The organism is Photobacterium sp. GB-72 (genome assembly GCF_003026095.1).
Lineage (GTDB): Bacteria > Pseudomonadota > Gammaproteobacteria > Enterobacterales > Vibrionaceae > Photobacterium.
Genome location: NZ_PYNV01000023.1, coordinates 1 through 26316, shown reverse-complemented (window position 1 = coordinate 26316; position 26316 = coordinate 1). Strand labels below are relative to the sequence as shown.

The window sequence follows — 26316 nt, the reverse complement described above, 5'->3', positions numbered from 1 at the left end:
TAAATACCAATTTTGCAGTTTTTTTTTGAGGTCAAATAAAAATCAAAAATGGGTAGCACCTAAATATGTTTGTCCTTTCGGTTCACAACATTGATACCTCCGCCATAAAGTCTCTACATAACTTTGACTGTCGCTATGAATGCGTTTTAGTTGTTGTTGTGGGAAAACTCGGCATTTTTTGTCGCCATCTTTGGGGAAATTTTGCTGAAAATAGGCTGTCTCTTTATCATTATGTCTAATTTCTCGACCGGGTAACATATTGAATGTTCTATTAGATCCAGACGTCATTGGTAATTTTTTGGAGATATGAAGAGACAGCTTTGGTGACGAGATTATGTTAGCGACTCGACTAGCAACCGTCCCTGCACTTTTACTATTATCAACTTGATAAGCTGTACCAATACGTGGGTATAAGTCACCCCACTTAGGATAACCTGATAACCCTCCGCCAATAGCATTAGTTAAGCTGGCCATCTCAACCAATGCTAATACACCTTCCAGATAACCAGTACGCCACTCAGGTGATCCCGTTGACACAAAATATGGTTGATAAGGTGATACATCACTGTCACACCAACCAACGGTCCCCATGATGCTACCGACCGTACTCTCATATAATGGCAATGCTGGATTGCCCATCGCAATTGCATCATGGAATTGTTTTGGAACACCTTTATTACGCGTACCACCGCCAGCACTTCGCAATCCTTGGCCTAAACCAAACACAGACGATTCAGGTATAATCGCCTCTGTGATATTTTTTCCTAAGTCATGAAAAAACTCAGAAACTGGACTTAAAGGTAACTCATTTTCCGTTTGAATGACTTCTATCGTCACATCAGGATTATAGTGACTGACTATCATTGAAGTTTTTACAGAGCATCCAAGCCACGTACATTTCAACCAGTAACAAATGCCATCAACTGAATAATTGGTACAGGCGAAACTGTTGGCCATGCTGTCTTGATATAACTCAAAGATTGAAAGTGTTGAATCAGAAGGCGCTGTTGGAACACCGTTATCATCAACACCAGAATCAAGTGGCGGTGGTGATTCAGCAAATGCCAGATTAGAAATAAAAAGAGCTATTAATGATAGTTTGATTTTTTTCACCGTTTTGTCCTTTTATATTTCTTATACTGGTTTAACGCATCAATTGGCGTTGTACCATAAACAATGAACTCATGATCAAAGACATAAGCCGGTATCTTTTCGATTTGATAGGTTGCAACTTTAAGTACACCTGGAATTGCTTTTTCGATCGCTAGAAAATCCTCACGGTACTCTTTACTCGCCATACGCTTACGTGCCAGCTTTTCTGCATCCTTTGGATCCGAAGGTAAATCGTGACTAACGCGACGCTCTGCGTTTTCCAATGCCTGAACGTTATACACTTCAACTTTAGCTTTCGTCGCTTGCTTGAGTTCGTCAATATCAAAATATTGCTGCCCTTGTTCAGACAAAAGCTCATTGGCCGCAAAGATTTCTATCGTTGACGCTGAATAGACTGATGTTGAAAATGCCGACACTGAAAAGAGTAAAGTTCGTAATAATGCTGAATTCATTACGCCGCCTTTTTATCAGCCAAAGAAGCAAGTAATTTTGCGTTTCGATCTTTAATTTCTCGGATCGCTGAATCATCATCTCTATTGACAATATTCCTCGCAACGTCGAGTTTGTAAGCAATGAATTCAGACGCTTCTATGTCGTCGTTAAAGCCGTATTGATCACGTAGTTGCTTACGCTCAGCCTTTTCTTCGGGCTCTGTCATTGCACGTGCTAACTGCTCGGAAGGTGGTACAAAGCGTGTCAGCATTTCGCCTACCACTTTTTTATTTCCCATCACGATCCCTTCGGTATAGGCCGCTTTTTGTTTTGTTGTGCTTAAAATCATACTCTTTTGAGCGTTGCTTAACGTGCGATAAACCCCTGCTTCTTCTACTTCGACCTCTGACGGATTCAGTAAAATCCACCACTCAACAAGTTTAAGGATCTTTTCAGCACCATTTTTAAAGTCACTCACGTTTTGGGTGGCATAGAGCGCTTTTAGACCGATTTTACGCATCAGTTTTACCGCTGTGGCCATGTATGGCGCAAGCAGTGGTTTATCAGTAAAGACATGGGTTTCATCTTGTAAATACACAGTATCGCGACCTGAATTCTGATACTTTTCACCAATATTAAATAGGTGAGTCGAAAGCGCGATATAGATAACACTGAGCTCTGCAGCTTTTGCTTCAGCATCATATTGGCCAATATCCAAAATCGTGACATCCACATCATCATCAAACGTTTTGCCTCGCTGATTGAATAGACGACCACGATCACCTTTGGTCCAACCGTTGAGTGCTTCTAGATAATTTCGCATTTCAGCTTTAACGCTTTCCTGCACTTGCGAATTCTCAATAACTTCACTTAACGCATCACACACATCTGATGTTATTGTTTGCTGCTGTAATTTCTGTGACCGTTCCGCTGCAAGCGTAATTGCTGAGCTAAACATCGCTTTATGTGTTTCAGTTAATTGTTTCGCTTGTTCAGGATTACCACCAGTGACCATGATGATGGTAGCCGTTAGCATTTCAGTAAGTGGCTCACGTTTCGCGCTATCATCATCGTCTTCTGCATTTTCTTCTTCGTCTATATCATCAAACTCATCGAGCTCATCCCAATCAACTTCTTGCTCATTGTAACGTTCATCAAAAATTAAGTGCGATTCGAGATAAGGACAAAAGTAAGCACGTTGACGTTTTGAGCCCAGCGCAATGCGCTGTACCGTTAAACCATAACGTTTAAAGTAGTCACCCAGTAGTCGAAACGAATTACCCTTTTCTAAAATGGTTAAACGTGGACGATAGACAGCCATGACAGCTTCTGCTATTGATACCAACGTCGCGGACTTACCAGAGCCCTGCGGTCCAATTAATACACCATGGCTCGAACGTACCTTATCTTTACCAAACATATCAAAAGTTTGAGGCTCACCACCGCGATTAGCGTTGATCATGCCCGCGTTCCCCGTACCGACTTCACGCCCCCAAATAGGCAGCAAATTGATAATGTCTGCATCAAAGTACAACCCCATGTAGATACCGTAAGGATCATCTTTTACGGCATAATTCATTGGTAGGTGCGGAATATAACTTTCAACCTGTACGGCATCGGATTCAATCGTCATTGGTCTTAAACCATTCGATAGCAGTAATTGCGTGACCTTGTCACGGTTACGTTTCAGGCTTGCCTTATATTCTGACGGTTCGGCGGTAATGTCAGCTCTTACAAACATCCCCATCGAGGCGAGATAATGTTGTGTGCCAACAGTACGTGAATCAATAAGGCTATCAATGGCTTGTTCGGCAGCAATTGATTCTTCTGTTTCACTTTTACCCACCCCTTTTAAGCCCACAATTTTGTTATCTACATCACGTTGATCACAAAGGATGATGGTTTGGTGCCACATCGCCCCATCGGGCAAAGAATCAATTAAGGCGGTTGATTGCAAAGCTTTACCAACACCTTTACTTATTTCACCTGTAATTTGGCCAACATAAGGTTGCTTTTGTAAGGTCGCAACGCGAATATATTGATGAGGCACACCGTCAAAATACCAACACTTTTCATCGGGATCAGATATTGGTTGGCTGTAAACGACATTCTCTGCGATGGAATAGTTTAGCGGTTTCTTATCTTCTTGTGGGTATTGTGCTAATTCATGTAGTTGACTGATATCGCCGTTAGTAATGGCTGGTTTGGGATTGAACCACGATAACAACCAACTTTGAAATGCTTCCCCATTAACACGGTTAACAACAACACCTGTCGATTGTATTTGACTGATAAAGTTATTCGTTAAGTTATTGATTTCCTCAGCCGAATCTACATTTTTTTCAGATGCTAAAACATGACGATAAAGGATGATCTTGACTTTTTTTTGTTGACCGCGGTATTGCGATTTCGTGACCATTTCATCATAAAAGATACCGCCAGGTTTGCTGATACCTTTCATATGTTTTTTCATCATTGTTAGATATTTCTGCGTATAAACAGTATCTCTTATATCAGGACTAATAAATGATTCAGTCTCTTTAAAGAACTCGGTTAAGTTGTCTTCTTTATACGCATAAGTCTGCATGATAAAAGGGGTTAATGTTGGCATCGAGAACGTATTAGAAAATGCGTTGATCACTGCTTCACGCAGTTCAACCAATTCATCATCAGAACGCCCCTCAGTCGGAATCGATGTGATTTCCAACACAACTGCATGACTTCGCAAATCGCGCATTTCATAAGTTTGGGAGTCAGGCAAGTACTCGCCTATCGACAATAAATCAGCGAAAGAATGGGGATTACGTCGATAATGCTTTCTCATGGTCGCATCAGTAACGATTTGCCAGCGATCTGGAGCATGACATTCATTGCGTGATTCATGCTCTCTTTTGCTATTCGTGGTATTTAAACCTAGCCAATCTAACATGCCCATTACTTGCCTCCCATATCAAGATTTAATTCTCCCGGCATTGCATATTCGTCACGTTCAAACATCTTAAACTCAGAGATATAAGCCGGTACTGGTACTCGACCGTTATCACTCAAGTAAGGAAACGAGAAAATATACAACGTTGGGTTATCCAACTTTTTATAGACAGGCGACAATGTATTTCTAACGACGTAAGGGTTTTTATCAAGCTCTGGCATCGTCGCACGACGTTTGAGCACATAACTTTCTGTGCCGACAGGTTTGATTTCCCCCTCTGCATTGACCGTATCAAAATACACATCTTGAACGGGAACACCATTTTTTGGAATGATCGTTTCTTTGCTGGTCGAACAGCCTGACGCAGCAATCAACAAAGTACTAGAGACGCATAGTCGAGTTAAAATGTGCATTAAATTCATCTCCATATGAAATTTTACGGCCATCAGGATGGTAATCGATTGGAATATCTTGCTCTATGTGGACATCAACGACAGTATTGTTAGGTACATAAATTGCTGAAAACGAATCGGACATGAACTCTTTCATAATATTGGCACCTGACTCGGAGCCAGCACCAAACATCTCACTCAACGCTACTTTTTCACTGCTACCTGTAACAACCTCTGTGACTTCGTCACCCGAAATGATTCGCGTTTTTTCTGAATCACCAAACGCTTTGGCTGCTGCTGAAAAACCATCAAGCAACACATTAGAAGCAACATACTGCTCATCGTTTGAAATATACTTACCACTGATACAAGGCACGCCTTGCGCATCTGACAAGTAACCCAATCCTTCTTCTTGCGTATCTTGGCCGCCGTGTGTTGTTGTTCTACCGTCAGTGAACGTAAACGTGATTTTAGTAACTGTACCTCGTACACATTTCAGGACACGATCGCCTGATGTTGTTCCTTGAACAATCACACCATCCAGATTCGGAATGGTTTGATAATTCGAAGCAAGGTTTTCGCGACTCACCTTAAGCTTGAACTTATACGCATCAACAATTTTTCCTTTGCGGGGCAACCGACCAATCATGGCAGTCATTGTTCGTGTACGCAGTAATGTTGCTCCGTCATTGATTGTGCCAAAAGGTATTGGTTTAGGTTTAACCTCGCCATTTACATCGCTAGGATTCACATTTTCTTGTTCGTTGCTGACATCATTGGTTAACTTTGGATAGACATAGTGTTTTTTTCCATCGCGACCCTTTTCAATTCTTACGTCAATCGGTTGAATCCATTCATCGTTACTTTCAGATGGTGCGGTATAAATAGGTTTAACGTAATCATCAATATCGACGAGTTGCGGTTGTAGAGATGGTGTACCTATGGGTAATTGTTCACCGTTATCTAAATAACTATCTTCATAAACAGGTTCTTGACGTGTCGCTTTACGAATTTCATTTGGCATGTTTTTAGCCGTGTCTATGGCACTAGTTAAAACAGAGCTTGCCGTTTCAGCTACTTTGGTCGCATGGGTTTCGAGTTCACTGGTTTGCTTGTTTTCTTTTAGTAATTTTATTTGCTCGCGTAACAGGTCATTTTGTTGATGTGTCGCATTGAGAGTCTCTCTAATATTTTTATTATCTTCTGTTATTAGATTTATACGTGCCGCCATACTTCGCAGTTTTTCTTCTGGCGTATCTAATGCTTCACCGATTTCCACTGCTGTTTTATCGACTACAACCGTCGCTACTTCGTTATTCGTACCCTCGTTAGTGTGGGTTTCGACAATTTTTTCAGGTGTAACTGGCGCCTCACTAAAGAATGTTTTTTTGATAAAAATGATAATAAAAAGTAACGTTAAAACGATTACTGATGTGAATGCTATTTTTACAACTCGTGATGTTTTTAATCGACTCACTTCAACCTCCTACAATCAACGGAGCAGCACCAAGCGCTTTTTCAAATGGCTGTTTCGTGATGACATAAATTCGCGTCGAATCACCTGCAACATCGCGCTGCGATAATGCTATGTGTTGCGCCGAAGCAGATATTGCATCGACGTTCAGATCGAATAAGTTGAGCTGTCGAGGGATAGTGCTTCTATTACGAACCGCAATTACTGTTAAATAATTACCTTTAACAAACCAACCTTTAATCATTCGCGCGTCATAAAGTGCATAGCTTTGACCAATGAATAACTCTGAAAGGTCAAGTTTGGTATTTACTTTGGTAATAGAAAATCGATGGTCAGTTGATTTCAAACGCGACGGTGCGTATGAGTCCTGTGCCGCAAAGCGAAGTAAATCAATAGGACCTAATGGCTTGGCTTGCGTTACGAAAGATTGTGTTGCTTGTTCTTGCTGTCGTGGTGACTCACTTTTTTCAGAAAATTTGCCACTACCTACCAGAATTGCATCACCGCGTTGCACCTTTCGTTGAGTCGCAGATACATCCAAAATGATAGTTTCACCGGAGTCAACATATCGAACTTTCATGCGTTTGATCGGAAATGCTTCTTTCGCCGTTAAGAACAGTTTGCCCTGGTGAGAGAATACATTACTTAAATGAGGCCCCACTTCCTCTTTTTTAAATACAATATTATTACCAAAATCTATTACTCGCTCTTTGCCTACTTGCAAATCAACCGCAACAGGCTTGCCATCAGTTTTGATATATTCAGTGGCCATCGTCATTGATGGAATGACAATCAATAGCCAAACGAATTTAATGAGCCTTTGCATCGTTAGCTTCCCTTCAATTTATTTCAGTTCTAATTCGGCGAGGAACATCATTTTCTCCCGCAAGTTTTAATCCATACTCATTACAAGATGGATCTGAGTTATCAGCAACAACCTGCAAGTTATATAAAAATGGCACGTTGTCTTTAATAAGTTCGCCACCAGCACTTTCAGTGATTGTTGTGTACAGCTTCACATTCCAACTAGTCGGTGTCAGTATCGTTACCTGTTCATAAGGATTTGGTGGAATAGCCGTATACACTGACATCGCACGATTACGATCATTGAATGATAACGATGCATTTCTCGCTGTACGCAACTTCAAATAGAAATAATCTTCAGTCATAAAACAGCGCAATCGTGTAAGTTGATTCTCGGCCGTATACTTACCGTCATCTTTTAAGTTATTAAGCTGCTGCAAAATCATGAACGAAAAGCCTTGCACTTGTGCTGGAGGTATTTCATTGAGTGCAGTCAACATCGATTTAGACGTGTCAGGTGGATGGTGTATTTTTATAAGCTTGGGATAGACAATAAAGCCAACGGCTTGTAACACACATAATAGAAACAGTGCTCCACAAGCAAGCTTCCAATTAGTGACTTTTATTTGCGCTTCATCTACCTGATGTCTAGCCTTAGTCCGAGAAAAAATGTTCAAAATCGTTTACTCCTTGTTCCGATCCACTCCTTTCTTGTTATCTCAAGTCCAGAGTTCCAAACACCATACTTTTGTAACTTTTTAAGTAGATGGATTTGGTACATTTGAGCTCCGTACTTTTTTTTGTATCTACCCAAAAATTGAACGTAAATATAAGAGCTAAGGAAAATCATGACTCCACTTATAATTAAAGCGGCGTCTGTATTACCTATTAAGGTAACGGCAAATACAAATACGACAATTGAAGTGATTAACCCTGCACCTATACAAATAAACAGCTCATTCAACGTTAAGCCATATAAAACCGTCGGTTGATTGTTCAAAGCCGATAATGAAGACCAGCTAAATAATGTTTGTTGGCGATTATCGGCCATGATTCTTCTCCTTATGTGTTAGCTGATGCCGAAAGATTCATAACCCCAACGAGCTACAAAAATCCCGCAAATGATGAGAACAACCCCTGCTAAGATTTGTTGCGCTACCGCACCCATATTGGCACGACTACCATCGTCGCCTGTCTCGTGGTATTTCGCCCATGCGTTGCGCATCGTTGAAAACGCCATGATCGCCAGAATAAAGGTAATAACGAGGGTAAAGATCATCCCGCCCAACTGCTTTCCAAATTGAAATGGGTCTGCACTTGTCTGATCTAAACCAGCGACCTGAATATTAGGTAGTCCTTTATTTGCCAATGCACTGGTAGAAATACAAATACCTAACCAACACGCTGCTACTTTTTTAAATACTTTCATCCGTTCTTCCTTTTCCTTAAATAACCATTGGTAACAAAATTAAAAACATCAAAACAAAGGCAACGGCAAACGTGCCTTGTTTTGCCGCTAACGCAATATTGATCTTTTCTTTGGCAATACCATCTTGTATGAATTTGTACACAAACAGTGCAAACACCACTGACACCGCAACGGTGAGGGAAAGCGCAATGGCTCTATAATCAGCAAGTCCTGCGGCTGCTAATGTTGACTCTAAACATTCGGTCGATTGATTATTAGCACAGCTCATACATCACCTATTTATTTACAAAATCTGTAACATCAAAATCATTTGGCTGAAATGGTTTACCTAAGTGGGTATCAAACAAACCAACCCACCGAGCATGATCAGCCCATAGCACTTTGTACTGAAAAAATAATTTTGATTTTGAATTTGCCGTGGATTCCGCTTCACGGATAAGAGGCTTCATACGAACGATCAAGTTTCTGATGCGTTCTAACTGAACACGCTCAGATTCAGATGTGCCTTTTGTTTTTTTGTACGGTGCTTTACCCGCACGTTTAAATGTTGTGTAGGATTCCTGATAATGCGTGTCATTAAACTTCACTAATGAAGCTTCGATATACGCACCTAAATTGCTTTCCCACGCCTTTATATCCGTCAAGATTTGGTTGTAGTTAGTGCGTAACTGCGCATGATTTGAGGTTGTGTGAGCAACCTTAACTTTGGGAATTAGATTATTTACTTGTAGATGTAATCGCTTAAGTGCCTCTAACTCTAAATAGCTGCCGTGTTGTATTGCGCCATTAGCACTAATAGGCAATAAAAATGTCATAGCGATCAAAATTGGTTTTAAGTTCCTTTTCATAGGTACAAATCCATCATGACTTAATAGCTATATGCTAAAACATTCGACAGGCGAAAATTGGCAGTTTTTTTTTTGAGTTAAAGAAAAAAAATACAAAGTGCTTTTTAACGTTGACTTAGAATAGAATAAGAAAGTTAGTTACTGTTAAAGCAGAAGATAATGATAGAGAAATCCATTTTTAGATACGATGTGGCAACCCCACACAATCCGCTATGTCCTACCTTGTGCGAGGTTTATATTGTTCAGGGAGTCGTACCGCATGTAATCATTCGTGATAATGAAAATAACCAAGGGGCGGCAGTGAGTGATGTGTTACATGAAATTGTCAGCAATCTGATTGCCGATGAATTGGTAGGATTGAATGGTAAGTATTATTTTCAACAAAAGTTATCGAGTACCACTCTCAACAGAAAGATACTCTTTAATAACAATTATTCAATGCAGCAGTTTGACTCAATCAATGAATTTGAATACGACTTATTGACCAAAGCGGCAACTTATATCGACTCATAACCGTATGTCGCCCAAACATTCGGATCGATATTAAGAGGTGTGGTAGTCATAGTCTCAGTGTTGAACATTGCACCGTGATTGTTAATAAAACCTTTGGTAAATAAATTGGTTAACAGTTGCACCGCCAATCGTGCCGCCATTTGATTTACGCCAAAATTTTGCTTTAGAATCGCATCTTGGAGAGAACAGCTTTTCTTATCATCGTGTTCAACATTATACATTTCGCCATATAAGTCATAACAGTTCGGTAGCCTAAGAGCGTCTTTATCGGCTCTTTTACTTAAATGTCCTAAGATTACATTGCCGCTATTTTCATCATTGCCTACATCGAGCCACAGTGTTTCTTTACTTAACGTTGAATCTGACCAGCGTTGACCTAACTCATATCTTACCTTGGGTACGTCAACGGCTGTGATAACAATCTCGTACTCTTGTGCGGTGTAATAATTAAAAGTAGTAGACTTGTATTTCCAGTCTAAATTAAGACCTTGCATGTGCTGCCCTGTTACTAACGCTTTTGCTTTATTAAGACCCACTTCATCTTCAAAGAAAGCTTGACGTCCAATATTTGCCTCTCGAACTTCTGACGGATCGAACACCGTTAATGTAAACCCCTGACCACCAACTCGACGCAATAAGTTGTCGAGAGCGATTAACTCACGAAAGATAAATGAACCAGTGCCACCTGCCCCAACCAAGGCGATTGACGGTTTTCCAATTATGAGTGATTCGTTTGCGTGATACGTTAACATGAGCGACTACCTAATTTTATGGATTGATAATATTTTAAATAAGGCTGTTATTAAGCAAGCAAGCGTTTTAGTACGGTATTCAACGTGCCACGACACTCAAGCTCGCTCATTTTCGGTTTTGTCCCGCAATGTTGTTTTAACCATTTTTCGTAACCTACTTGCTGATTACGGGCATTATATTTCTTGCGGAACGTGTTATTGCAATTTAGGTGGGTTTTAACGCCATTGAAGAACGAATCAGCGATTTCAGCTAAATTCGCTGAGGTTAGTGTCATAGGTAGTTGTGCTGTACCTTGGCAAACCGAGCCTGATTCGTAGATATTAGGGATAGGCAGCGCATAAAGTCGGTCAGTGATTTTGGGTCTGCGGTTATAGGCGAGCGCAAACACTGATAATTGACGGCTGTGCTTGTTAATAGCAAACAGCGTGGCTGGATAGTAAAATTCGTAGGCTTGTTTCTCGCCCATACCCTGCCATAATCTACGCTTTTCTGATTTGGTGTAGAAGACTAAATGCTCCGAGGTGTCTAATAGTACACGCTCTGATAGCAAGGCTACGTTATTATTAAACGTGTTATCTGTGGCAGCAATATGATGTGACTGAAAACAGTCTAGCAGGTCGTTAAAAGAAACTTCTTTGCCAATATCAAGTTCGCCATTTTTTACACTATGTAGTGTCGGCACAGTACAATCTTTAGCTGCGTTATAATGTAAAACGATAGCTGATTTAGGAATAAAAGATTTGCTGTTATTTGTTGCTGTGGTAATAACAGGCGATGTTGCTATTGATAAATTTAATGCAGTTTCCATTTCATTTAGCCTCATTGTTTGATTGAGGCTTTAGGATAAGCGATTAATCAATTTAGCAAGGTTAAGCGGTAAAGAGGTTTAAGGCTAACAATAAAAGTTCGCTCTTTTGTTGACGCTTCAAAAACTCAATACCTTGTTTGTTTGGCGCAAGTCCAAGTGCTTCGTTTTGTTCATCTTGCCACAACATTTCAGCCTCATGCGTAAAATGCTCGTACTGGTAAGTGTGTTTCGATAGGACGACTGATCGGTAAATGGCAGGATCGTGACCATCTAAATCGTTCTCTAAACCCTCTGTATAAAATTCCGAGAAACAGTCCGAAAAAGTTGGTGATTTTATAGCGTTAGCTAGAAACTCAAGCAGTTTAATTTGCGACTTTTCTAATTCAATAAAGGCATCTTCGAGTTTTAGTGACTTTTGATAAAACTCTTCTACTCGGACTGCTCTTACATAATCATCTAAAGGTGAATAGCTGTATTCTTCAACAAACGAACAAATAGCTGTTATTTCGTCATTCGATATTTTGTAGCAACTAAGTTTTGATGCCAATAATTCTGCTGGTAATTCTTCGTAATCGTTATCTTCATACACCTGATTAATTGTGACTAGAACATCATCTAACTGGTGATTAGAGAGTCGTAGGGAAAAATCAAGAATGACAGATTCATCATAGTATCGCTCAGTTAATGATTCTGTTTGACATGATGGAGGCTGGCAAACTGCATTAATCGACAACTTTTCGATTATGGGGTGAAAGGCTAAGAGTTCAGTGTCTGAGAAAGTGTCATTATCAATTTCAAGCACTGTCGGCATGTTATCAATATAAAGTCTCAGTCCAAGCCACTCGCTATTCTCACCAAAGCGATCTTCATCATCATTACAAAATGCTACGTTCATATTTAGATTGCTATTTGATTTTGCTAAATACTGAATTTCATCACCATAGCCAAACGGAGTTAATAGCGTTGTCAGTTCAGTAATCACTTTCTTTTTTTCTGTCATTAACTCGTTTTCTAAACGTGTCTGATAACCGCTAATACACTTTTCAAAGGCTTCATTATCACCAGCAATAGCGTTAGAAATATCTGACAACGGCACAATAGCCTCGTTAATTAAAAATGTCAGAAATGACTTAGCGTAGGGGGGTAGCATTGCGTTGATATTAAGAGTGGCTACGTCTTTATCATGTAGAAATAAAGCCTCGGTTTCGGCAGGTACTACGCACGAAAAAAGTGCAGGTCTTAAATAAGATTTCTCTATCTTAGTCGGTGCGTTTGTTTCACAGGTTGTATTTTTTCCAGTTTGGAGAATAGCTTGCCAGCCTTTAGGATTACATTTGCTTGCTGTACTACTTGGGTTGACTGTTTCGATTGCGACCATTGCTCTAACTCCGCTAATACACGCTCTTTGGTTTTATTCGTCATTGTGATGCCTTTTGAGGGTTTGCAATTGGCACGAATAACGACAAGTGCCAATTGCTTTGGATGCTTTGGATATTAACCGTTTGTTTTCGGTGGGATCAGAGGAATGACGTAAGTGACAACACCTGTATTCACATCTAGTTGTCCATCTGACTCATAGATTCCGTTGGTATGACGTAGTGATGGAAATTGATTACAAAGTAATTGGAATACAATCTCCAAGCTTAGTGACGGGGCAGGATCAGGCACTACACATGCACCGACTTTGAACGTTCTTTGAAGTTGATTAGCCATGTTTATCGCTCCTATTTACCTTGACCAAAAAATAATTCCTCAAATTCATCATCAGCATCAGCATCAGCATCAGCATCAGCATCAGCATCAACGTCACTTTCGTTTTCTTGAGTGGCAATAACATTTGCGTTTGTTTCAACGCTATCAACCTCATTTGCATCACCATTATTAATACTGCTCTCGGCATTAGTATCGGTATTATCTTCATCGACACTTAACGCTTTCTCTGCTGCGGCAATAGGATTAACTTCGGTCGATGTTGGCTCAGGTGTAACCTTTGGTGAGGCTGATACACCTACATTAACTGGTGCTGCATTTTTCTTAGGTGTCTTTGGTGTCTTTGTTTTTTTCTCTGCTTGTTTAGTTGCTGGTTTAGCAGCTACCGTTTGACTTGCTTTTAGTTGTGCCAATACTTTTTCAATATTTGAATCGCTCAGTGCAACACCTGACGATTCCGCAAACTGGATAATTTCTTGCGACAGTACAATGTCGATTTCATCAAAATTTTCAGATTGCACGACTAATGGTGTAGATAGTTTGCTATAAACGTCTGCTACTTGCCCCGTATTTGCAGGGTGTAACAGCTTGTTTTGGGTGTTGACTTCTAGCTGACTTTGAATGAGGACAACAGGCTTATTAGAGGTAGGATCGACTGTTAGAGTTAGATTAATTTGTTTTAAATTGGAATTAGCAATTAAATTGAATAATGGACTAAGCATCTACTTTCACCTTTTAAATGAAATCGTTTAAGTTGAGTTCATTTTGCTATTAAAGTGGATAATGCAAGGGCAATTATAAGGCGTTCACTATTAGGCGATAATTTCTGTCAGCCTGACAATTTTTATCATCATCGAAAGGTGGTCACTGTCAGGCGATAATTTCTGTCAGCCTGACAATTTTTATCGTCATCGAAAGGTCGTCACTGTCAGGCGATAATTTCTGTCAGCCTGACAATTTTTATCGTCATCGAAAAAAACACCAATTTAGAAAGGTTGAGATTGGTTAAAAGCCAGTAGGTAAACAGTTTATTCCTACTGGCTTAGATGATGTGTCGTTAAGCGGCTTTATCTAACGCCTCTGAAACCTTAACTTTTAGTTCACTAACTTTTATAGATAAGCTATTGAACTCTTTCTCTTTAGAGAATGTTTGTTTTAAAGCCGTTTCTAGAAATCCGATTTCTTTTTCTAGCTGCGATTGCTGATGAAGCCATACAGTATTTAACTCAGTGAATCTAGAGATAGTGTCAGATACCGCATTAATAACCTTTTCAGCACGTTTTAGATTCTTACATACAAAGTATTCATTATTACTAGTTATGTAAAACTCTGTCACTCCCATATTGTATCTAACAGCAGTTTCATAACCATTAAAGCGAAATGCTGAGTGCATTTCTCCATTGTAAAAAGCTACGGAGTTATATAAACCTCTTAGCACATAATCTAAGTCGTCAATTGATAGTTCATTCCCTTGCAAGTCTTTTAAGCCACTTTTAAGGTCTATGTTATTAATATCTTGTGAGTGACGATTGATTTTTGTAGCTAATCTTTTTAGCTTAGATTTACACTCTATCAAACGTGACTCACGCTGTTGCTTATCTTTATAAAATTGACTTCTTATCACACTCAATTCACTTAATTGCTTTTCAAACTTCATAACTTCAAGTAATTCGTGATTACCACTGGTCAAAGCGGCAAGTTCCGCATAAGAAAGGCTAGAAGTATCCTTGTCGTCAAATGTACGCCCCGTCTTGCCATTTTTAAAAGCACTGATGAATTTACCTTTCTGCTCTAATAAACCAAGCTGCCACGTATCAAGGCTACGAGCCGTTAAGTAGGTGAATAGTTCGACAGAAAATTCAGGGTCATTAGCCCATAGCTCATTACCAGCCCGTAAAATACGCCCGTTGCGCTGCTCTAAATCGCCATTTCTTAGAGGTAAATCTAAGTGATGTAATGCCGTTAAACGCTTATTATAATTTTTGCCAGCGCCCATTTTTGCTGTTGACCCAAGTAAAACCCTTATCAAACCAGCGTTTATTTTTTCCTTTAGGTCTAGTTGCTCGCTCGGTGTTTTAAAATCGTGTACTACCGCTATTTGATCACTCGGTATACCTGCGTAAACTAGCTGTTCAGTCAAACAATCGTATACAGAAAATTGCGCATTTAGTTGATTTTCAAGTGTCTCTTTTTCTTCCAGTTCTGCATCAGTCAGTGTGGATTGAGCTTCAAGTAAGGACAAGCGTGTAGCTGCACTTTTACGGTGACGTATTGGAATTGAGCGGTCGATAAAGACAAGTTGTGTGCCTTTAACATGATCGTACTCGGCATATTTAGCTAAAATGTTTTGGACGCTAAAGTTGATCTTATTGTTGCTAACATCAGGTAAATTGGCGTTCAGTGTCCTAATATCTAACGATGCATTTCTACCTAAATTAATAAGATAAAGCATATTTTGTTCTTTGGTCAGGTTTTTAGATCTCTCAACAATATTTTCAAACGCAAGTTCTTGATAGATATTTGGCTCTATAATGACGTTAGTTTGCTGATTATCTCGCAGTGGTGGCCTAGATGGACGTCCATCAGGTAGTTTTGGGATAAATCGTTCTAGATCTTCTGTTGTCACCACATCAGCGAAGCTACGATAAAGGGCACTTAACTCAGGTAAGTTGGTGTAATTTCTTAGCCGTGTAACGGGTTTTAAGCCATTTCCGCTCGCGGCATACTCAAAATCAGTGGTAGGAGACGCAAAAAGTGCGCAAAACTGATCGAGCGATTGTAAGCCTAATTTTTGCTCTAGCTCCGGTGAAAACAGACGTAACCAAGTATTGATTTCGACAATCGAATTTAAAACGGTCGTACCTGTGCCGCCAATTAACCGCCCTCCGTTGTTTAATACTTGACGAGCTTTACTATACACATCAAACGCAATTTTACTGCCTGCGGGGGGATTTAAGCCCGCCACGTTTCGCATCGAAGTGTTATATTCTAAATTTTTGAGACTTTGTATTTCATCAATGATCAATGTGCTGATGTTCAGTTCATCCCATGAAAAACCAATATCCGTCTCGTTGGTAATAGCGTGTAGCTTTACTCTATATCCCTGCAAACGCCTTTCTAATGATTTAACACTGTGTTTATCTGTAAGTTTTGTTATCGATTGTTCAAGTGCATCGATCTTACTGTTGATCAGCTTTAAATTATCCTCTCGCGATAGCGGAATTGATTTTATTGCAGATAACGGAATCACACAGAGTGTAAAATCAGATATTGCTATCTTGTATAATGTCTCTGCGCGGTTTTCGCTATTGAGCATGGCTGGCGTGATAATAAGCAAGTTTGCTAATGGAAAATCGGTTGATATTTCCTCGCCTAGCTGTTCGACTAATTCATTAGGTGCGATAAGCATTGAACGTTCAGCGTGATTAAATTGTTTAAGCTTGCTAGCGATAGCACCATAAGTTAACGTTTTTCCAGCACCAACCGCATGATCGAGCAGTAACGATTTTGATAATACAGCGCGTGTCACAGCGCGACGCTGGGATAGATATAAGTCTTTAGAACAGTCAATTCCTTCGTTGTCGATGAGTTCAGTTTCTTGAAAAGTAGGGCTTACATGGGAGTTAAAATTTGCATTGTATTCAACCTCAATTGCAGCACGCCTCGTGACAGATGAAAATAACCATTCATGCCATTTCTGTTTAATTAATTCGGCTTTCTCAATCGCTAATAACGTTTCCTTGTGATTGATATATCGCTTGCCGTCAATTTCATCTTTAACAACAACAGGGGCGCTATTCATCACTTTCTCTATCAACTTTCCAAAAGGCATACGCTTAGTGCCTAACAAGTCGCACGCTAAGCTACGCATGATATAGTGGATACTCTTATCTATGTGATATTTCTGATCTGTATAAATAATTTCAATATCACAATCTAAAAGGTCTTTTAAAAATTGTTCTTTATATTTCAAGTTTAACCATGACGCGCTAATTGGTGCCGAGATTTCGTACCATTTAATAGGCTCAGGGAGAACGGCATTCAACGCTTTTTCGTTTGCTGAGGTGTTATAAGGTGACATTCTGCAATCAGCCAACTTTTGGCGTATATCTCCACTCAGATAAATCGGTCCAAATAGCCAGTTATCGGAATTTATTGCCGGGTTAGGGAAAGCTAATTTTGACGTAATTAATGATTGCTTTATTTCACCGTTCGGCTTTTTCATTAGCTGTGACACTAGATTAATTGATACATAACCCGTTTGATTTAATGACTCTTTAACGGCCAAATGCAGGTCACTAGTAGTAATCGTCTGCATTTTCTGTTGAAAAACACGCCGATTAAAAATAGTCGCTTTTGATATTTCACCGTTCTTCGTCGTTTCTAATCCTCTAATTCGGAAATAATGAGAGCAGATAGCCAGAGCGCGACGATTGGCCGTTGAGGTTAAGCGTCCAAACTGACAAACAAATGCGTCATACGTTGCGTTAAGGTCATGCCGCCAACTATCAATTGTATCAGCGTCTTGCTGCTCAGCCGCGATGAGATTTTTTAACGCATCTTTTACGGCAACGTAAGCAATGAGACGGTCTTTGTGCTTTTTAACTTTGCAATCTACGTTCGTAATAATGTGAATGTGACTACCATCTGCATCTACCGCATCATCTAACCGTTGTACTAATTGATTGTTAATCACGCCAAGCTCACTACGCGATAAACATGTTTCAGATATCGAGTAGCTATTAACTCGGTTTACGTTCTTAAAAGAAGCCGCAGTTCTATTAAAGAAAATTGGGGCTTGAGACTGACTATCGAGTAATGAATTTAGGTGCTTGGGTAGCAAACTATCATCTTTAGCGAAATGGACATTGCAGGACGCACGATCATACTTAGATTTTTGAGGGTGCAACTCACCAAGTACCCGTGTCGCTATCCATGGATTAATCGTCATATCGGGGTAATCAGCTACATCTAACCACGCTCTATTAATCGGTTTCTCAACTTTCTGAAAAATCAGAACATCGGCAGACGTGCTCGTGCCTTTAAATACGTTGTTAGGTAATCGTGCACCTGCTACCAATTCACCACCCGCTTTAAAAATCGCTTTTCGATTCTTATTACTTATGGAATCAAGGAACCACGTTGACACGACAACAGCTACAAAACCGCCATTGTGTACACTGTGTAAGGCTTTAGCGATGAAGTAACTGTGTAAGTTGGATGTACCAAGTAACTCCTTAGTCATCGCTTTATTACTTGAAAAAGGTACGTTTGTAATAGCTAGTGAGAAATTTTTATCGAGCTTAACATTTTCAAAACGTTGATTAATTAAAATTTTTGCTTTTGGGTTTAGTAATCGCGCTAAGCGGCCGCTCGTTTCATCAAGTTCAACAGCCGTCACTTTAGCATTAATGGTGTCGGGTAGTGATTTGATAAAGCGACCCGTGCCGCATGAAGGTTCTATGATATTACCCTCATTAAAACCTAAGCGGACTAAACAACGGTACATAGAGTCGATGATAAATTGTGGAGTATAAAAAGACGTAGGCGTTGAAGCTCTCGCGGCTTGAAAGGCTTTATCAGAGACAAAACCTGATTGTAGTAAACCGTAGTCTTTATGATCTGGATTAAAAGCTTCGCTGATTTCGCCAAAGCCATTGAAACTTTCTAAAATTTCAATTTCATCTTGAGTAATTTCGTTTTTCTTTAAAAGTTGTAAGCAGGCGATCGCGTGAGCAACAGGGCTTAATTCTGCGTTTTTGACTTTTGTTTCTATTGCTGGCGCAGGGGCTAAATAATCGAATAGTGATGCTTGATTCATTGCCAATACCTTTACGAATTAAAATGTAAAGGTATTTTCTCGCTAATGGTTATTATGCAAGGTAACGAAACGGTGAGTTATTTTTTCAGGATGTTGCTAATTTCCTAGAAAATCTTTCCAATTAAGCCAATCCTCACGGTAACATCTCTGTGGATCACTAGGTAGTAAAGGATCTGTCTTACGGCGTTTTCGGTAGTCAATCACACTGGTAAAACGCAATGCACGTGCAGCCTTACTAGCCTCTGCCAGAGTTGGATAAAATTTGCTTTCGAGACCTAAATAATCTTTCCAATTAAGCCATTCCTCACTATACATTTTGCTTGGATCAAACGGGAGTAAAGGATCTATCTTACGGCGTTTTTGGTAGTCAGCCACACTGATACAACGCAATTCTCGTGCAGCTTCACTAGCCTCTGCCAGAGTTGGATAAAACTCTTTTTCCTTTGTTCCAAGAAAATCATACCAACTAGACCATTGCTCTTTGTAGTAGTTGTCAGGATAAAAGTGGAGCATAGGATCTAGTTTACAACGTCTCTTGTAGTCAGCCTTACTACCACAACGCAATGTTCGTGCAGCCTTACTAGCCAGTGCCAGAGTTGGATAATATTTATCTTCAATACCTAAGTAATCTTTCCAACCTAACCAATCTTGACTAAAAATAGCTTTTGGGTTCGAGGGTAATAACGGATCATATTGGTACCTCTTTATGTAGTCAGCACTAGACTTACAATGTAATTTTCTTGCAGCCTCACGAGCCTCTGAAAGAGTTGTGTAACGTTTAAGCTTATTCAATGATAATAATAGAAAGTCTTCCCATCCCTGCCATTGATCTCGGTAGTACTTGGCTGGATTAGAATGAAGAAAAGGATCGTTCTTATATTTCTGTTTATAATCTCTGATACTCTGACAACCTAATTTTCGCGCAGCTACTCTAGCTTTACTAAAGTTCGTGTAAAATTTCGATTTATTATCAGTTAGAAAATGAGACCACGACACCCATTCATCCTTATAATAGTATTGGGGTTTAGAATGAAGCCGAGGGTCAGTTGAAGCATATACAACGTACTGAGAGCTTGTCGTCAAATTGGCATTTCTTAGTACATCTCTCGCTTCATGGTATGTATAGAACGTCGGAATTTCTATATCGAGGAAATTGCTCCAGGAACTAAACTCGTTAGGGTAAATATTTTGCGGTGCGGATGGTAATAATGGGTCACTTTTATATACACCCAGATATTCTACTCTTGAAGTAACCTTCAATTTTAGCGCGGCAGCTTTTGCCTCTTTATAAGTGCGATAATATCGGCCACCAGTCAACTCATTCCGAGATACTAATTTTCGCGCAGCTACTCTAGCTTTACTAAAGTTCGTGTAAAATTTCGATTTATTATCAGTTAGAAAATGAGACCACGACACCCATTCATCCTTATAATAGTTTTGGGGTTTAGAATGAAGCCGAGGGTCAGTTGAAGCATATACAACGTACTGAGAGCTTGTCTTCACATTTGCATTTTTTAGAACAGCTTTCGCTTCATGGTATGTATAGTACGTCTGAATTTCTATATCGAGGAAATTGCTCCAAGAACTAAACTCGTTTGGGTAAATATTTTGCGGTGCGGATGGTAATAATGGGTCACTTTTATATATAGCGAGATATTCTACTCTTGAAGTGACCTTTAATTTTAGCGCGGCAGCTTTTGCCTCTTTATAAGTGCGATAGTATCGACCACCAGTAAACTCGTCCCAAGATACCCAACCAGATCCTAAATATACTTTATCAGGGTGTAAGGGAAGCCTTTCATCAAATCTGTATTTAGTTCTGTATTGATATCTGCTTTTGATACCGATCTTTTTCACAGCGGACTGAGCTTCTTTATAGCTATATAATTTCATCAATATTCTACTTAATCAGATACTTAACCACTTCTTATAATTTCTTGCTGATTCGATGAAAGAGAATAAGAGCAAATACTACATTGCATAGCAATGCGAGTAGTGGGTAACTTACAGAGCCATCTATCTTTCCAAGAAAACGCATTGCCACGGAGTTGGTCAGAAAACCAATCAGTATTAGAGGCAATATCAGTGCTGCAATTAAACTTTTCATGCATTTAGCTCCTTATAAATACAACTATTTATCTAGCCTTAATCTAGTAATTCTCGGCATAAACAATGTTATCAGACTCTGATATTAATTATTTTTAGTTTTTTTCTGACATCGAAAAAAAGATCACATCACTAATTGCACTGTCGACCCATCATTAAAAAGATAAGTACCATTACCAATAAATATGGCAGTTTTATCTAAATTACTCTCTTTCACGGCCTTAGACTCTCCAGCATGTGAAGTCAAAAACTGTTGCGCATCGGTTAGCTCTTCTTCGTTGCCAGGATAAAGTAAGTGTCCGAAATCGTTAATCAGCATATAGGTTCTCTATTTATTTAAATTAGGTTGATCACGTTGTTTTTGATTAGAAATGTTACTTCTAAAGCACCATTCAATTTGTTCTTAAGTAAGCTAAACGGTATCGCTAACTTCTTTATATTTATATTTGCTGTACTTAAAACCGATGACATTAAAAATCTGCCAGTTCTAGATGCTAGTGATGCTTGATTGCCAGTGACACTAATCAGTAGTGTATGGACGTTAGGATCGCTGAAATTTGCTAATGCATATTGCTCAGCGTCGCTAATCAGATCTTGTAGTTCTGTCGTTTTAAAGCTGAATTCAGTCTGTGTCATGTCTAGCTCCTTATTTTGAACCTATTTTCCTATAGCTATGTAAGTTGCAAAGGCATTTGAACCGGTACTGGTGTATCACTAAACAAACCAGAGATTGCTTTGAACCTTATATAATCAGGTGCTAAAGCGGTTTCACTTGCGACAAGAAACGCAAAATTTTCGTAGTTTTTAATTTTTAACTTCTCAAATAGAGCATGTTCAACCGCGGGTTGGCTCGTCAAATCCCACGCTATATTGAGCTTGTCCTCGATTTGGTAGTTTTCTATATCAGGGATTACAAAAGGAGTCTTCGCGAGCAGAGTATTGAATTGGCACCAAAAGCGATCAATATCGTATTCGTTAATCAAGTCATAAATATCCGACAGCAATGGTTCTGCATTAATATTGCTACAGCTATATTCACACCTTAAAGAGTGCTCTTTATAAGATTTACTATTTAATATTTTTTCTTTATCGAGTTTAGTCACCGTCTCTGATGTGTGCTTTCTTACTACTTCTCTAGCTCGAACGGTGCCTTTTCGATTGCTACTGTTGGCTCCAAATAGAGCACACGTTCTCGTGGCGTCCATTGATACGTTTAGGTTATATATTTGAGCCAGCATTAAGCGGTCTTGTAACTTTCTGCGTGATGATGCGTCACTTAAACCAAAGAAATGGCACTTATGAAATATTGCCATACCAGTCGGGTTTTTTAGCGAAAATAGACGCTCAATGTCGATGAGAGATAAGCAAAGGTCAAATTCTTTGGTTTCTAAACAGGGGATTCCCAACCTAATATTTCTCGGTGCTTCAGCTAAAAGCTCGTTGATTCCATCAATTGAGCAGCGATGCACTGGAAGTATTAGATCAAAGCGTTTGGATAAATAATTAAGATTTCGGTTGTGCTCGAGTAAAATTGACTTAGCTTCTTCAGCACTGTGAAAACTATCTGGGATGACAATTGCTATATTTTTCGAAAAACGTGGCGGTACTGCCTTTGCTATCGCCATATATTTTTCAATAACTTCTTTGGTATTTAATCGGCCTTTACCACTAATGATGCCGTTATCCAGAAACACCTTTGTACCTGTTTTTGCCGCATCGATAATGCATTTTAGAAGGTTAGAGTTAACGTTCGCATAGGCCAGATTACTACCAATTGCTTGCCCAGCAGACAAATAGCCTAACTCTGATAAATTGCATATCCCCGAACGATAGATAATTGGCTCTACTTTTTGCTCTGAGTTCAGCGTTGTTTGGATAACTTTGTTTAGCCTACCACGCATCACTCCAATGCCTTGGTTATTTCGGCTTACGTATGTCTTATTAAACCAATTTAGATACTTATGAGGCAATGCCGCTTCTAACGCATCACGATAATTATTCGGTAGCACTACGTAGAGATCGGTGTCTTTGCTTGAAACGGACTTGAGTGTTTTAGATACCAGCTTGCAATGTTGAGCTGACCACACATTGATATCTCTTGGCATTTCGTCGTCGTAATCTTGAATCATTGATTCTGCACTTAATAAACCGTGTTTTGCGCTGACGATAAAGATTTCAAAATGTTTTAGCGGATTGGCCATATTCGCTTTTATCAGCTGAAACATGGCACCTTGATAAAGATCAAACGCTTTATGACGCCCAACTAATTTGGCATCACTACAACTGATTATTAAAACAGGTTTGGGCATGGCTAGGCACTCATTGGTAAATTGAGTGCTTAGCTTATTATCGAAGAGGGAAATACAAGAAAAGTTAGATAGAACTATGTTGTTTATAAACTATTAGTTCTTATAATTGCTTATCAATAAGTTAATTTGATCTAATAAGTCAGCAGGGCACTTATTGAATTTAAGTGTAAGAACATCGCCTTTCGTTTCTTTCTCAACATATTGGCCTTCATCCAGATCAAGTAAACGCTCTTTTTGTTTCTTGACCTTTTGAATAGGGAAGAAGCTTTCATTAATGAATTTGAGCTTTTCATCAAACGTCATGTTGCCAAAAGTTTCGTCGTCAGCAATCATCTCAATAAACTCAGATAACCCGTTCTTGACCGCGTTTTCAGTTATCTCTTGTTGCTCGCTCTTATCTTTTTTGTAAAAGCTAGATGTCTCTTTGCTGTTCTTCTCAAATAGTTTCTCTACATTTCGTAATGGGCGGCAGTTTCGATGAGTTAGCTCTGAGAAATCATCAAACACCTCTAACCATAATCCACTTAAGCTTGCTAAGGTTACATAACGACGTACCGAGCTTTCAGAAACGTCATGTACAAGAGCACACTTTTCGTAATCGACAGCATGTGTCTCCATATAATCACGGTAGAAAATACCCAAATCACGAGCAGAGTGTGGTCGTTTTGTACTTAATTCCTTAACTGCTTTATGGAAAACTTCATACGGGTGATCATCGGTTGTAACCAAGAATGTCAAACCACAGCCTTGTTGGATGGCTTTATTCGTTCGACGCCAACCTTCAAGAACTAACAACTTTCCATCGACAAGTTGGGCATAACACACTTCACGTTGTGCTACATCTAAACCTCTGATATCCGCTAGATTGCGTTCATTTAAATCCTCTGTTGCACGAGTATTCGCTGGATGTTTGATACAGATATTTTTGAGCTTATCTGCAGATAACGACTCATTATAAGCCCAAGTAATTGAATGTTTTTCATCTATAACTAAAGGCGCCGGAATTGCCGTTATTTTTAATGCATTCGGCGGCATTGAATCTTCACCACGGCGGCCAATAGGTTTAAAAGAGTTATTCATATTCGTTATTATCCTTCACTTTTTAGTAACGAACGGTATGTATCAATTTGTTCAAATGTACTGTAGGCAAATTCAAAACTAGCCAATCGAGCAGAAGCTAAAGCTGATTTGCTCCCATCATAGGTCTTTGGATCAGCACTAATAGCAGTATTAAATGATTCTCCGACACGTTCAAAACCATCAAGTCGTGGCAATGAGACATCCAACATATTAGAGGTGAATATTTTCTTCGCCATCGTCTTAGCTGCTTTGTGATCAACTTTAGTAGGAGTGATCTTTGTCATATAGCCAATATTCGCAACATATTTAGGTTCAACACCTGAATCTACAAGCTGTTGTAGTAATGTAGGCAAGCGCTGCAAATATTTTAGAGTTGAGTGGAAATCAACTTGAGCAGGCGGAATTGGTGTCATTAGCAGATCAGCTGATGCTAGAGAAGAAAGCAGTAACGCATCAAGGTGAGGTCCAGTATCAACCAAAATAAAGTCGTATTCACCTTTTACCTTGTTTATAAGGTGCTCTTGCATCAATGAATATGGATTCTTTTCAGGCCAGTATTCCTTGCAAATCTCTAACCAGTCACTAGCAATAAAAGCGTCATCAATAGAGGCAGGAATAATATCAACGCCATCCATACCCGTTTTTTTAATGAAACTTTCTTTTAGTTCTTCCAGCGACAGATTCTGCAAAATGGCCTGAGCTGAAGAGCATTCAACATCAGCAATGGCTAATTGCTCATTGTTGAACATGGTTGCAGAGGCTTGAGGGTCAAGATCTAATATTAAAATTCGAAGGTCTTCTTTTAGCAATAGGTCATGAGCACGTAAACCATGAGCTAAATTGACTAAAGAAACAGTTTTACTCACGCCACCTTTTAGGTTGGCGACGAAAATAACAAAACCAGGATCATATTTACTACGATATTTAGGTACACCACGACGCTCGTATATATTTGCAATATCACGAATGGTCAATGAATAAGGGTTAGTGTTACCGCTGCTCACTTTATTAAAAACGTAACCATCAGCTTCCATGTCTGAAATAGTTGTTTCAACAACGGCACGCGTAAGTTGTGGTAAGTCTTTTAATGAATTTTTAGAGTAACGTTTATAATAATCTTTGGCTTCAAACTCTTTCTTTCTGCTCACTACTTCATCTGTGATGGTTGCGAGCATTGTTGCAGCCAATGCAGACGTTTTCTTTGCTTGAGTAACTGTGTCCATCAACCCATTCCTATAACCGATTCTATCTATAAGATGTAACTACAAGCACTTCATGTAAGATTTTATCATAAATGGAAGAAAGAAGTGCGCATGTAAGAATTTTGCATAATCATAGTTTACTTACATGCAAGATGAATTACAAACAATATTGAAAAGATAATAGGGGAGGCCGTGACAACGATTCAGTTTGTGTTCTGATACTTAACTCTCAAGTGAAGTATTGATACTCAACTCTCAAGTGAACTTCTGATAAATACCATCAACAGTTGAAAATTAATTAATGCTACTTTTCAGTGACTTAACATCATTTCAAGTTCACTTAAGAGTTACGTTAATCCCAACTCTCAAGTGAACACCACATTATCACGGCTCACTTCGACTTCTGATACTCAACTCTCAAGTGAACTTCTGATAAATACCATCAACAGTTGAAAATTAATTAATACTACTTTTCAGTGACTTAACATCATTTCAAGTTCACTTAAGAGTTACGTTAATCCCAACTCTCAAGTGAACACCACATTATCACGGCTCACTTCGACTTCTGATACTCAACTCTCAAGTGAACTTCT

At 39.3% G+C, this 26316-nt stretch carries 25 protein-coding genes; 1 reads left to right on the top strand and 24 read right to left on the bottom strand.

Annotated features, from left to right (window positions below; translation table 11 throughout):
• Nucleotides 1-42 precede the first annotated feature (42 nt).
• Genes C9J40_RS19530 through C9J40_RS19480 form a run of 11 tightly spaced genes read right to left on the bottom strand, consistent with a single transcriptional unit; the run spans nucleotide 43 to nucleotide 9421 of the window.
• Nucleotides 43-1113, bottom strand: a complete 1071-nt coding sequence (locus C9J40_RS19530; RefSeq protein ID WP_107247724.1) for a TraU family protein — start codon at nucleotides 1111-1113, stop codon at nucleotides 43-45.
• A complete protein-coding gene (locus C9J40_RS19525; RefSeq protein ID WP_107247723.1) occupies nucleotides 1110-1565 on the bottom strand; it encodes a DUF1525 domain-containing protein in 456 nt (151 codons plus the stop codon). Before C9J40_RS19525 ends, C9J40_RS19530 begins: the two co-directional genes overlap by 4 nt.
• The gene (locus C9J40_RS19520) at nucleotides 1565-4480 is read right to left on the bottom strand and encodes a conjugative transfer ATPase (protein WP_107247722.1); all 2916 of its coding nucleotides are present in this window, start codon (nucleotides 4478-4480) and stop codon (nucleotides 1565-1567) included. Before C9J40_RS19520 ends, C9J40_RS19525 begins: the two co-directional genes overlap by 1 nt.
• Entirely contained in the window at nucleotides 4480-4887 is a 408-nt protein-coding gene (locus C9J40_RS19515; protein WP_107247721.1) for a hypothetical protein, read from the bottom strand. The genes C9J40_RS19520 and C9J40_RS19515 overlap by 1 nt, the downstream gene beginning before the upstream one ends.
• Nucleotides 4856-6343: a TIGR03752 family integrating conjugative element protein gene (locus C9J40_RS19510; RefSeq protein WP_107247720.1), complete on the bottom strand. Its 1488-nt coding sequence runs from the start codon at nucleotides 6341-6343 to the stop codon at nucleotides 4856-4858. Before C9J40_RS19510 ends, C9J40_RS19515 begins: the two co-directional genes overlap by 32 nt.
• 1 nt (nucleotide 6344) lies before the next feature.
• On the bottom strand, nucleotides 6345-7166 hold the full coding sequence (locus tag C9J40_RS19505; protein ID WP_107247719.1) for a TIGR03749 family integrating conjugative element protein: 822 nt from the start codon (nucleotides 7164-7166) through the stop codon (nucleotides 6345-6347).
• A 13-nt stretch (nucleotides 7167-7179) separates the two neighbouring features.
• Nucleotides 7180-7821, bottom strand: coding sequence for a DUF2895 family protein (locus C9J40_RS19500; protein WP_158259563.1), 642 nt, complete (start codon nucleotides 7819-7821; stop codon nucleotides 7180-7182).
• A complete protein-coding gene (locus tag C9J40_RS19495) occupies nucleotides 7818-8195 on the bottom strand; it encodes a DUF3487 family protein (protein WP_107247717.1) in 378 nt (125 codons plus the stop codon). The genes C9J40_RS19500 and C9J40_RS19495 overlap by 4 nt, the downstream gene beginning before the upstream one ends.
• A gap of 18 nt (nucleotides 8196-8213) precedes the next feature.
• The gene (locus C9J40_RS19490) at nucleotides 8214-8573 is read right to left on the bottom strand and encodes a hypothetical protein (RefSeq protein WP_107247716.1); all 360 of its coding nucleotides are present in this window, start codon (nucleotides 8571-8573) and stop codon (nucleotides 8214-8216) included.
• A 16-nt stretch (nucleotides 8574-8589) separates the two neighbouring features.
• Nucleotides 8590-8841, bottom strand: a complete 252-nt coding sequence (locus C9J40_RS19485; protein WP_107247715.1) for a hypothetical protein — start codon at nucleotides 8839-8841, stop codon at nucleotides 8590-8592.
• Nucleotides 8842-8848: 7 nt separating this feature from the next.
• On the bottom strand, nucleotides 8849-9421 hold the full coding sequence (locus tag C9J40_RS19480) for an RAQPRD family integrative conjugative element protein (RefSeq protein ID WP_107247714.1): 573 nt from the start codon (nucleotides 9419-9421) through the stop codon (nucleotides 8849-8851).
• A gap of 189 nt (nucleotides 9422-9610) precedes the next feature.
• On the opposite strand from C9J40_RS19480, the gene C9J40_RS19475 reads away from it, so the two are divergent.
• The gene (locus tag C9J40_RS19475; RefSeq protein WP_146144965.1) at nucleotides 9611-9934 is read left to right on the top strand and encodes a hypothetical protein; all 324 of its coding nucleotides are present in this window, start codon (nucleotides 9611-9613) and stop codon (nucleotides 9932-9934) included.
• Here C9J40_RS19475 and C9J40_RS19470 read toward each other — a convergent pair.
• From C9J40_RS19470 to C9J40_RS19410, 13 genes are all read right to left on the bottom strand, one after another.
• Nucleotides 9919-10686, bottom strand: a complete 768-nt coding sequence (locus tag C9J40_RS19470) for a PRTRC system ThiF family protein (protein WP_107247712.1) — start codon at nucleotides 10684-10686, stop codon at nucleotides 9919-9921. The two genes, C9J40_RS19475 and C9J40_RS19470, sit on opposite strands and share 16 nt — an antisense overlap.
• Nucleotides 10687-10736: 50 nt before the next feature.
• Nucleotides 10737-11495 carry a hypothetical protein gene (locus C9J40_RS19465; protein ID WP_158259562.1) on the bottom strand — a complete coding sequence of 253 codons (759 nt, stop codon included), beginning with the start codon at nucleotides 11493-11495 and terminating at the stop codon, nucleotides 10737-10739.
• Between the two features lie 61 nt (nucleotides 11496-11556).
• Entirely contained in the window at nucleotides 11557-12873 is a 1317-nt protein-coding gene (locus C9J40_RS19460) for a hypothetical protein (RefSeq protein ID WP_107247710.1), read from the bottom strand.
• A 116-nt stretch (nucleotides 12874-12989) separates the two neighbouring features.
• A complete protein-coding gene (locus tag C9J40_RS19455; RefSeq protein WP_107247709.1) occupies nucleotides 12990-13208 on the bottom strand; it encodes a hypothetical protein in 219 nt (72 codons plus the stop codon).
• A gap of 11 nt (nucleotides 13209-13219) precedes the next feature.
• The gene (locus C9J40_RS19450; protein ID WP_107247708.1) at nucleotides 13220-13927 is read right to left on the bottom strand and encodes a hypothetical protein; all 708 of its coding nucleotides are present in this window, start codon (nucleotides 13925-13927) and stop codon (nucleotides 13220-13222) included.
• A 335-nt stretch (nucleotides 13928-14262) separates the two neighbouring features.
• Complete coding sequence (locus tag C9J40_RS19445) at nucleotides 14263-19026, bottom strand: N-6 DNA methylase (RefSeq protein WP_107247707.1); 4764 nt, start codon at nucleotides 19024-19026, stop codon at nucleotides 14263-14265.
• A gap of 96 nt (nucleotides 19027-19122) precedes the next feature.
• Entirely contained in the window at nucleotides 19123-20919 is a 1797-nt protein-coding gene (locus tag C9J40_RS19440) for an integrase repeat-containing protein (RefSeq protein WP_107247706.1), read from the bottom strand.
• Between the two features lie 34 nt (nucleotides 20920-20953).
• A complete protein-coding gene (locus C9J40_RS19435; protein ID WP_107247705.1) occupies nucleotides 20954-21133 on the bottom strand; it encodes a hypothetical protein in 180 nt (59 codons plus the stop codon).
• 123 nt (nucleotides 21134-21256) lie between these two features.
• On the bottom strand, nucleotides 21257-21451 hold the full coding sequence (locus C9J40_RS19430; protein ID WP_107247704.1) for a hypothetical protein: 195 nt from the start codon (nucleotides 21449-21451) through the stop codon (nucleotides 21257-21259).
• Between the two features lie 17 nt (nucleotides 21452-21468).
• Nucleotides 21469-21768: a hypothetical protein gene (locus C9J40_RS19425; protein ID WP_107247703.1), complete on the bottom strand. Its 300-nt coding sequence runs from the start codon at nucleotides 21766-21768 to the stop codon at nucleotides 21469-21471.
• Between the two features lie 35 nt (nucleotides 21769-21803).
• Nucleotides 21804-23441, bottom strand: coding sequence for a DUF6884 domain-containing protein (locus C9J40_RS19420; RefSeq protein ID WP_107247702.1), 1638 nt, complete (start codon nucleotides 23439-23441; stop codon nucleotides 21804-21806).
• 93 nt (nucleotides 23442-23534) lie between these two features.
• On the bottom strand, nucleotides 23535-24521 hold the full coding sequence (locus tag C9J40_RS19415; protein WP_107247701.1) for a hypothetical protein: 987 nt from the start codon (nucleotides 24519-24521) through the stop codon (nucleotides 23535-23537).
• 8 nt (nucleotides 24522-24529) lie between these two features.
• Entirely contained in the window at nucleotides 24530-25744 is a 1215-nt protein-coding gene (locus tag C9J40_RS19410; protein ID WP_199188132.1) for an AAA family ATPase, read from the bottom strand.
• Nucleotides 25745-26316: the final 572 nt, after the last annotated feature.

Excerpts from the sequence above, each read along its gene's own strand:
- C9J40_RS19495 (WP_107247717.1), bottom strand. The coding sequence starts at position 8,195 with ATGGCCGATAATCGCCAACAAACATTATTTAGCTGGTCTTCATTATCG.
- C9J40_RS19460 (WP_107247710.1), bottom strand. The coding sequence starts at position 12,873 with ATGGTCGCAATCGAAACAGTCAACCCAAGTAGTACAGCAAGCAAATGT.
- C9J40_RS19470 (WP_107247712.1), bottom strand. The coding sequence starts at position 10,686 with ATGTTAACGTATCACGCAAACGAATCACTCATAATTGGAAAACCGTCA.
- C9J40_RS19525 (WP_107247723.1), bottom strand. The coding sequence starts at position 1,565 with ATGAATTCAGCATTATTACGAACTTTACTCTTTTCAGTGTCGGCATTT.
- C9J40_RS19515 (WP_107247721.1), bottom strand. The coding sequence starts at position 4,887 with ATGCACATTTTAACTCGACTATGCGTCTCTAGTACTTTGTTGATTGCT.
- C9J40_RS19430 (WP_107247704.1), bottom strand. The coding sequence starts at position 21,451 with ATGCTGATTAACGATTTCGGACACTTACTTTATCCTGGCAACGAAGAA.
- C9J40_RS19410 (WP_199188132.1), bottom strand. The coding sequence starts at position 25,744 with ATGGACACAGTTACTCAAGCAAAGAAAACGTCTGCATTGGCTGCAACA.
- C9J40_RS19420 (WP_107247702.1), bottom strand. The coding sequence starts at position 23,441 with ATGCCCAAACCTGTTTTAATAATCAGTTGTAGTGATGCCAAATTAGTT.
- C9J40_RS19485 (WP_107247715.1), bottom strand. The coding sequence starts at position 8,841 with ATGAGCTGTGCTAATAATCAATCGACCGAATGTTTAGAGTCAACATTA.
- C9J40_RS19455 (WP_107247709.1), bottom strand. The coding sequence starts at position 13,208 with ATGGCTAATCAACTTCAAAGAACGTTCAAAGTCGGTGCATGTGTAGTG.
- C9J40_RS19440 (WP_107247706.1), bottom strand. The coding sequence starts at position 20,919 with ATGAAATTATATAGCTATAAAGAAGCTCAGTCCGCTGTGAAAAAGATC.
- C9J40_RS19415 (WP_107247701.1), bottom strand. The coding sequence starts at position 24,521 with ATGAATAACTCTTTTAAACCTATTGGCCGCCGTGGTGAAGATTCAATG.
- C9J40_RS19450 (WP_107247708.1), bottom strand. The coding sequence starts at position 13,927 with ATGCTTAGTCCATTATTCAATTTAATTGCTAATTCCAATTTAAAACAA.
- C9J40_RS19490 (WP_107247716.1), bottom strand. The coding sequence starts at position 8,573 with ATGAAAGTATTTAAAAAAGTAGCAGCGTGTTGGTTAGGTATTTGTATT.
- C9J40_RS19480 (WP_107247714.1), bottom strand. The coding sequence starts at position 9,421 with ATGAAAAGGAACTTAAAACCAATTTTGATCGCTATGACATTTTTATTG.
- C9J40_RS19425 (WP_107247703.1), bottom strand. The coding sequence starts at position 21,768 with ATGACACAGACTGAATTCAGCTTTAAAACGACAGAACTACAAGATCTG.
- C9J40_RS19505 (WP_107247719.1), bottom strand. The coding sequence starts at position 7,166 with ATGCAAAGGCTCATTAAATTCGTTTGGCTATTGATTGTCATTCCATCA.
- C9J40_RS19520 (WP_107247722.1), bottom strand. The coding sequence starts at position 4,480 with ATGGGCATGTTAGATTGGCTAGGTTTAAATACCACGAATAGCAAAAGA.
- C9J40_RS19435 (WP_107247705.1), bottom strand. The coding sequence starts at position 21,133 with ATGAAAAGTTTAATTGCAGCACTGATATTGCCTCTAATACTGATTGGT.
- C9J40_RS19445 (WP_107247707.1), bottom strand. The coding sequence starts at position 19,026 with ATGAATCAAGCATCACTATTCGATTATTTAGCCCCTGCGCCAGCAATA.
- C9J40_RS19465 (WP_158259562.1), bottom strand. The coding sequence starts at position 11,495 with ATGGAAACTGCATTAAATTTATCAATAGCAACATCGCCTGTTATTACC.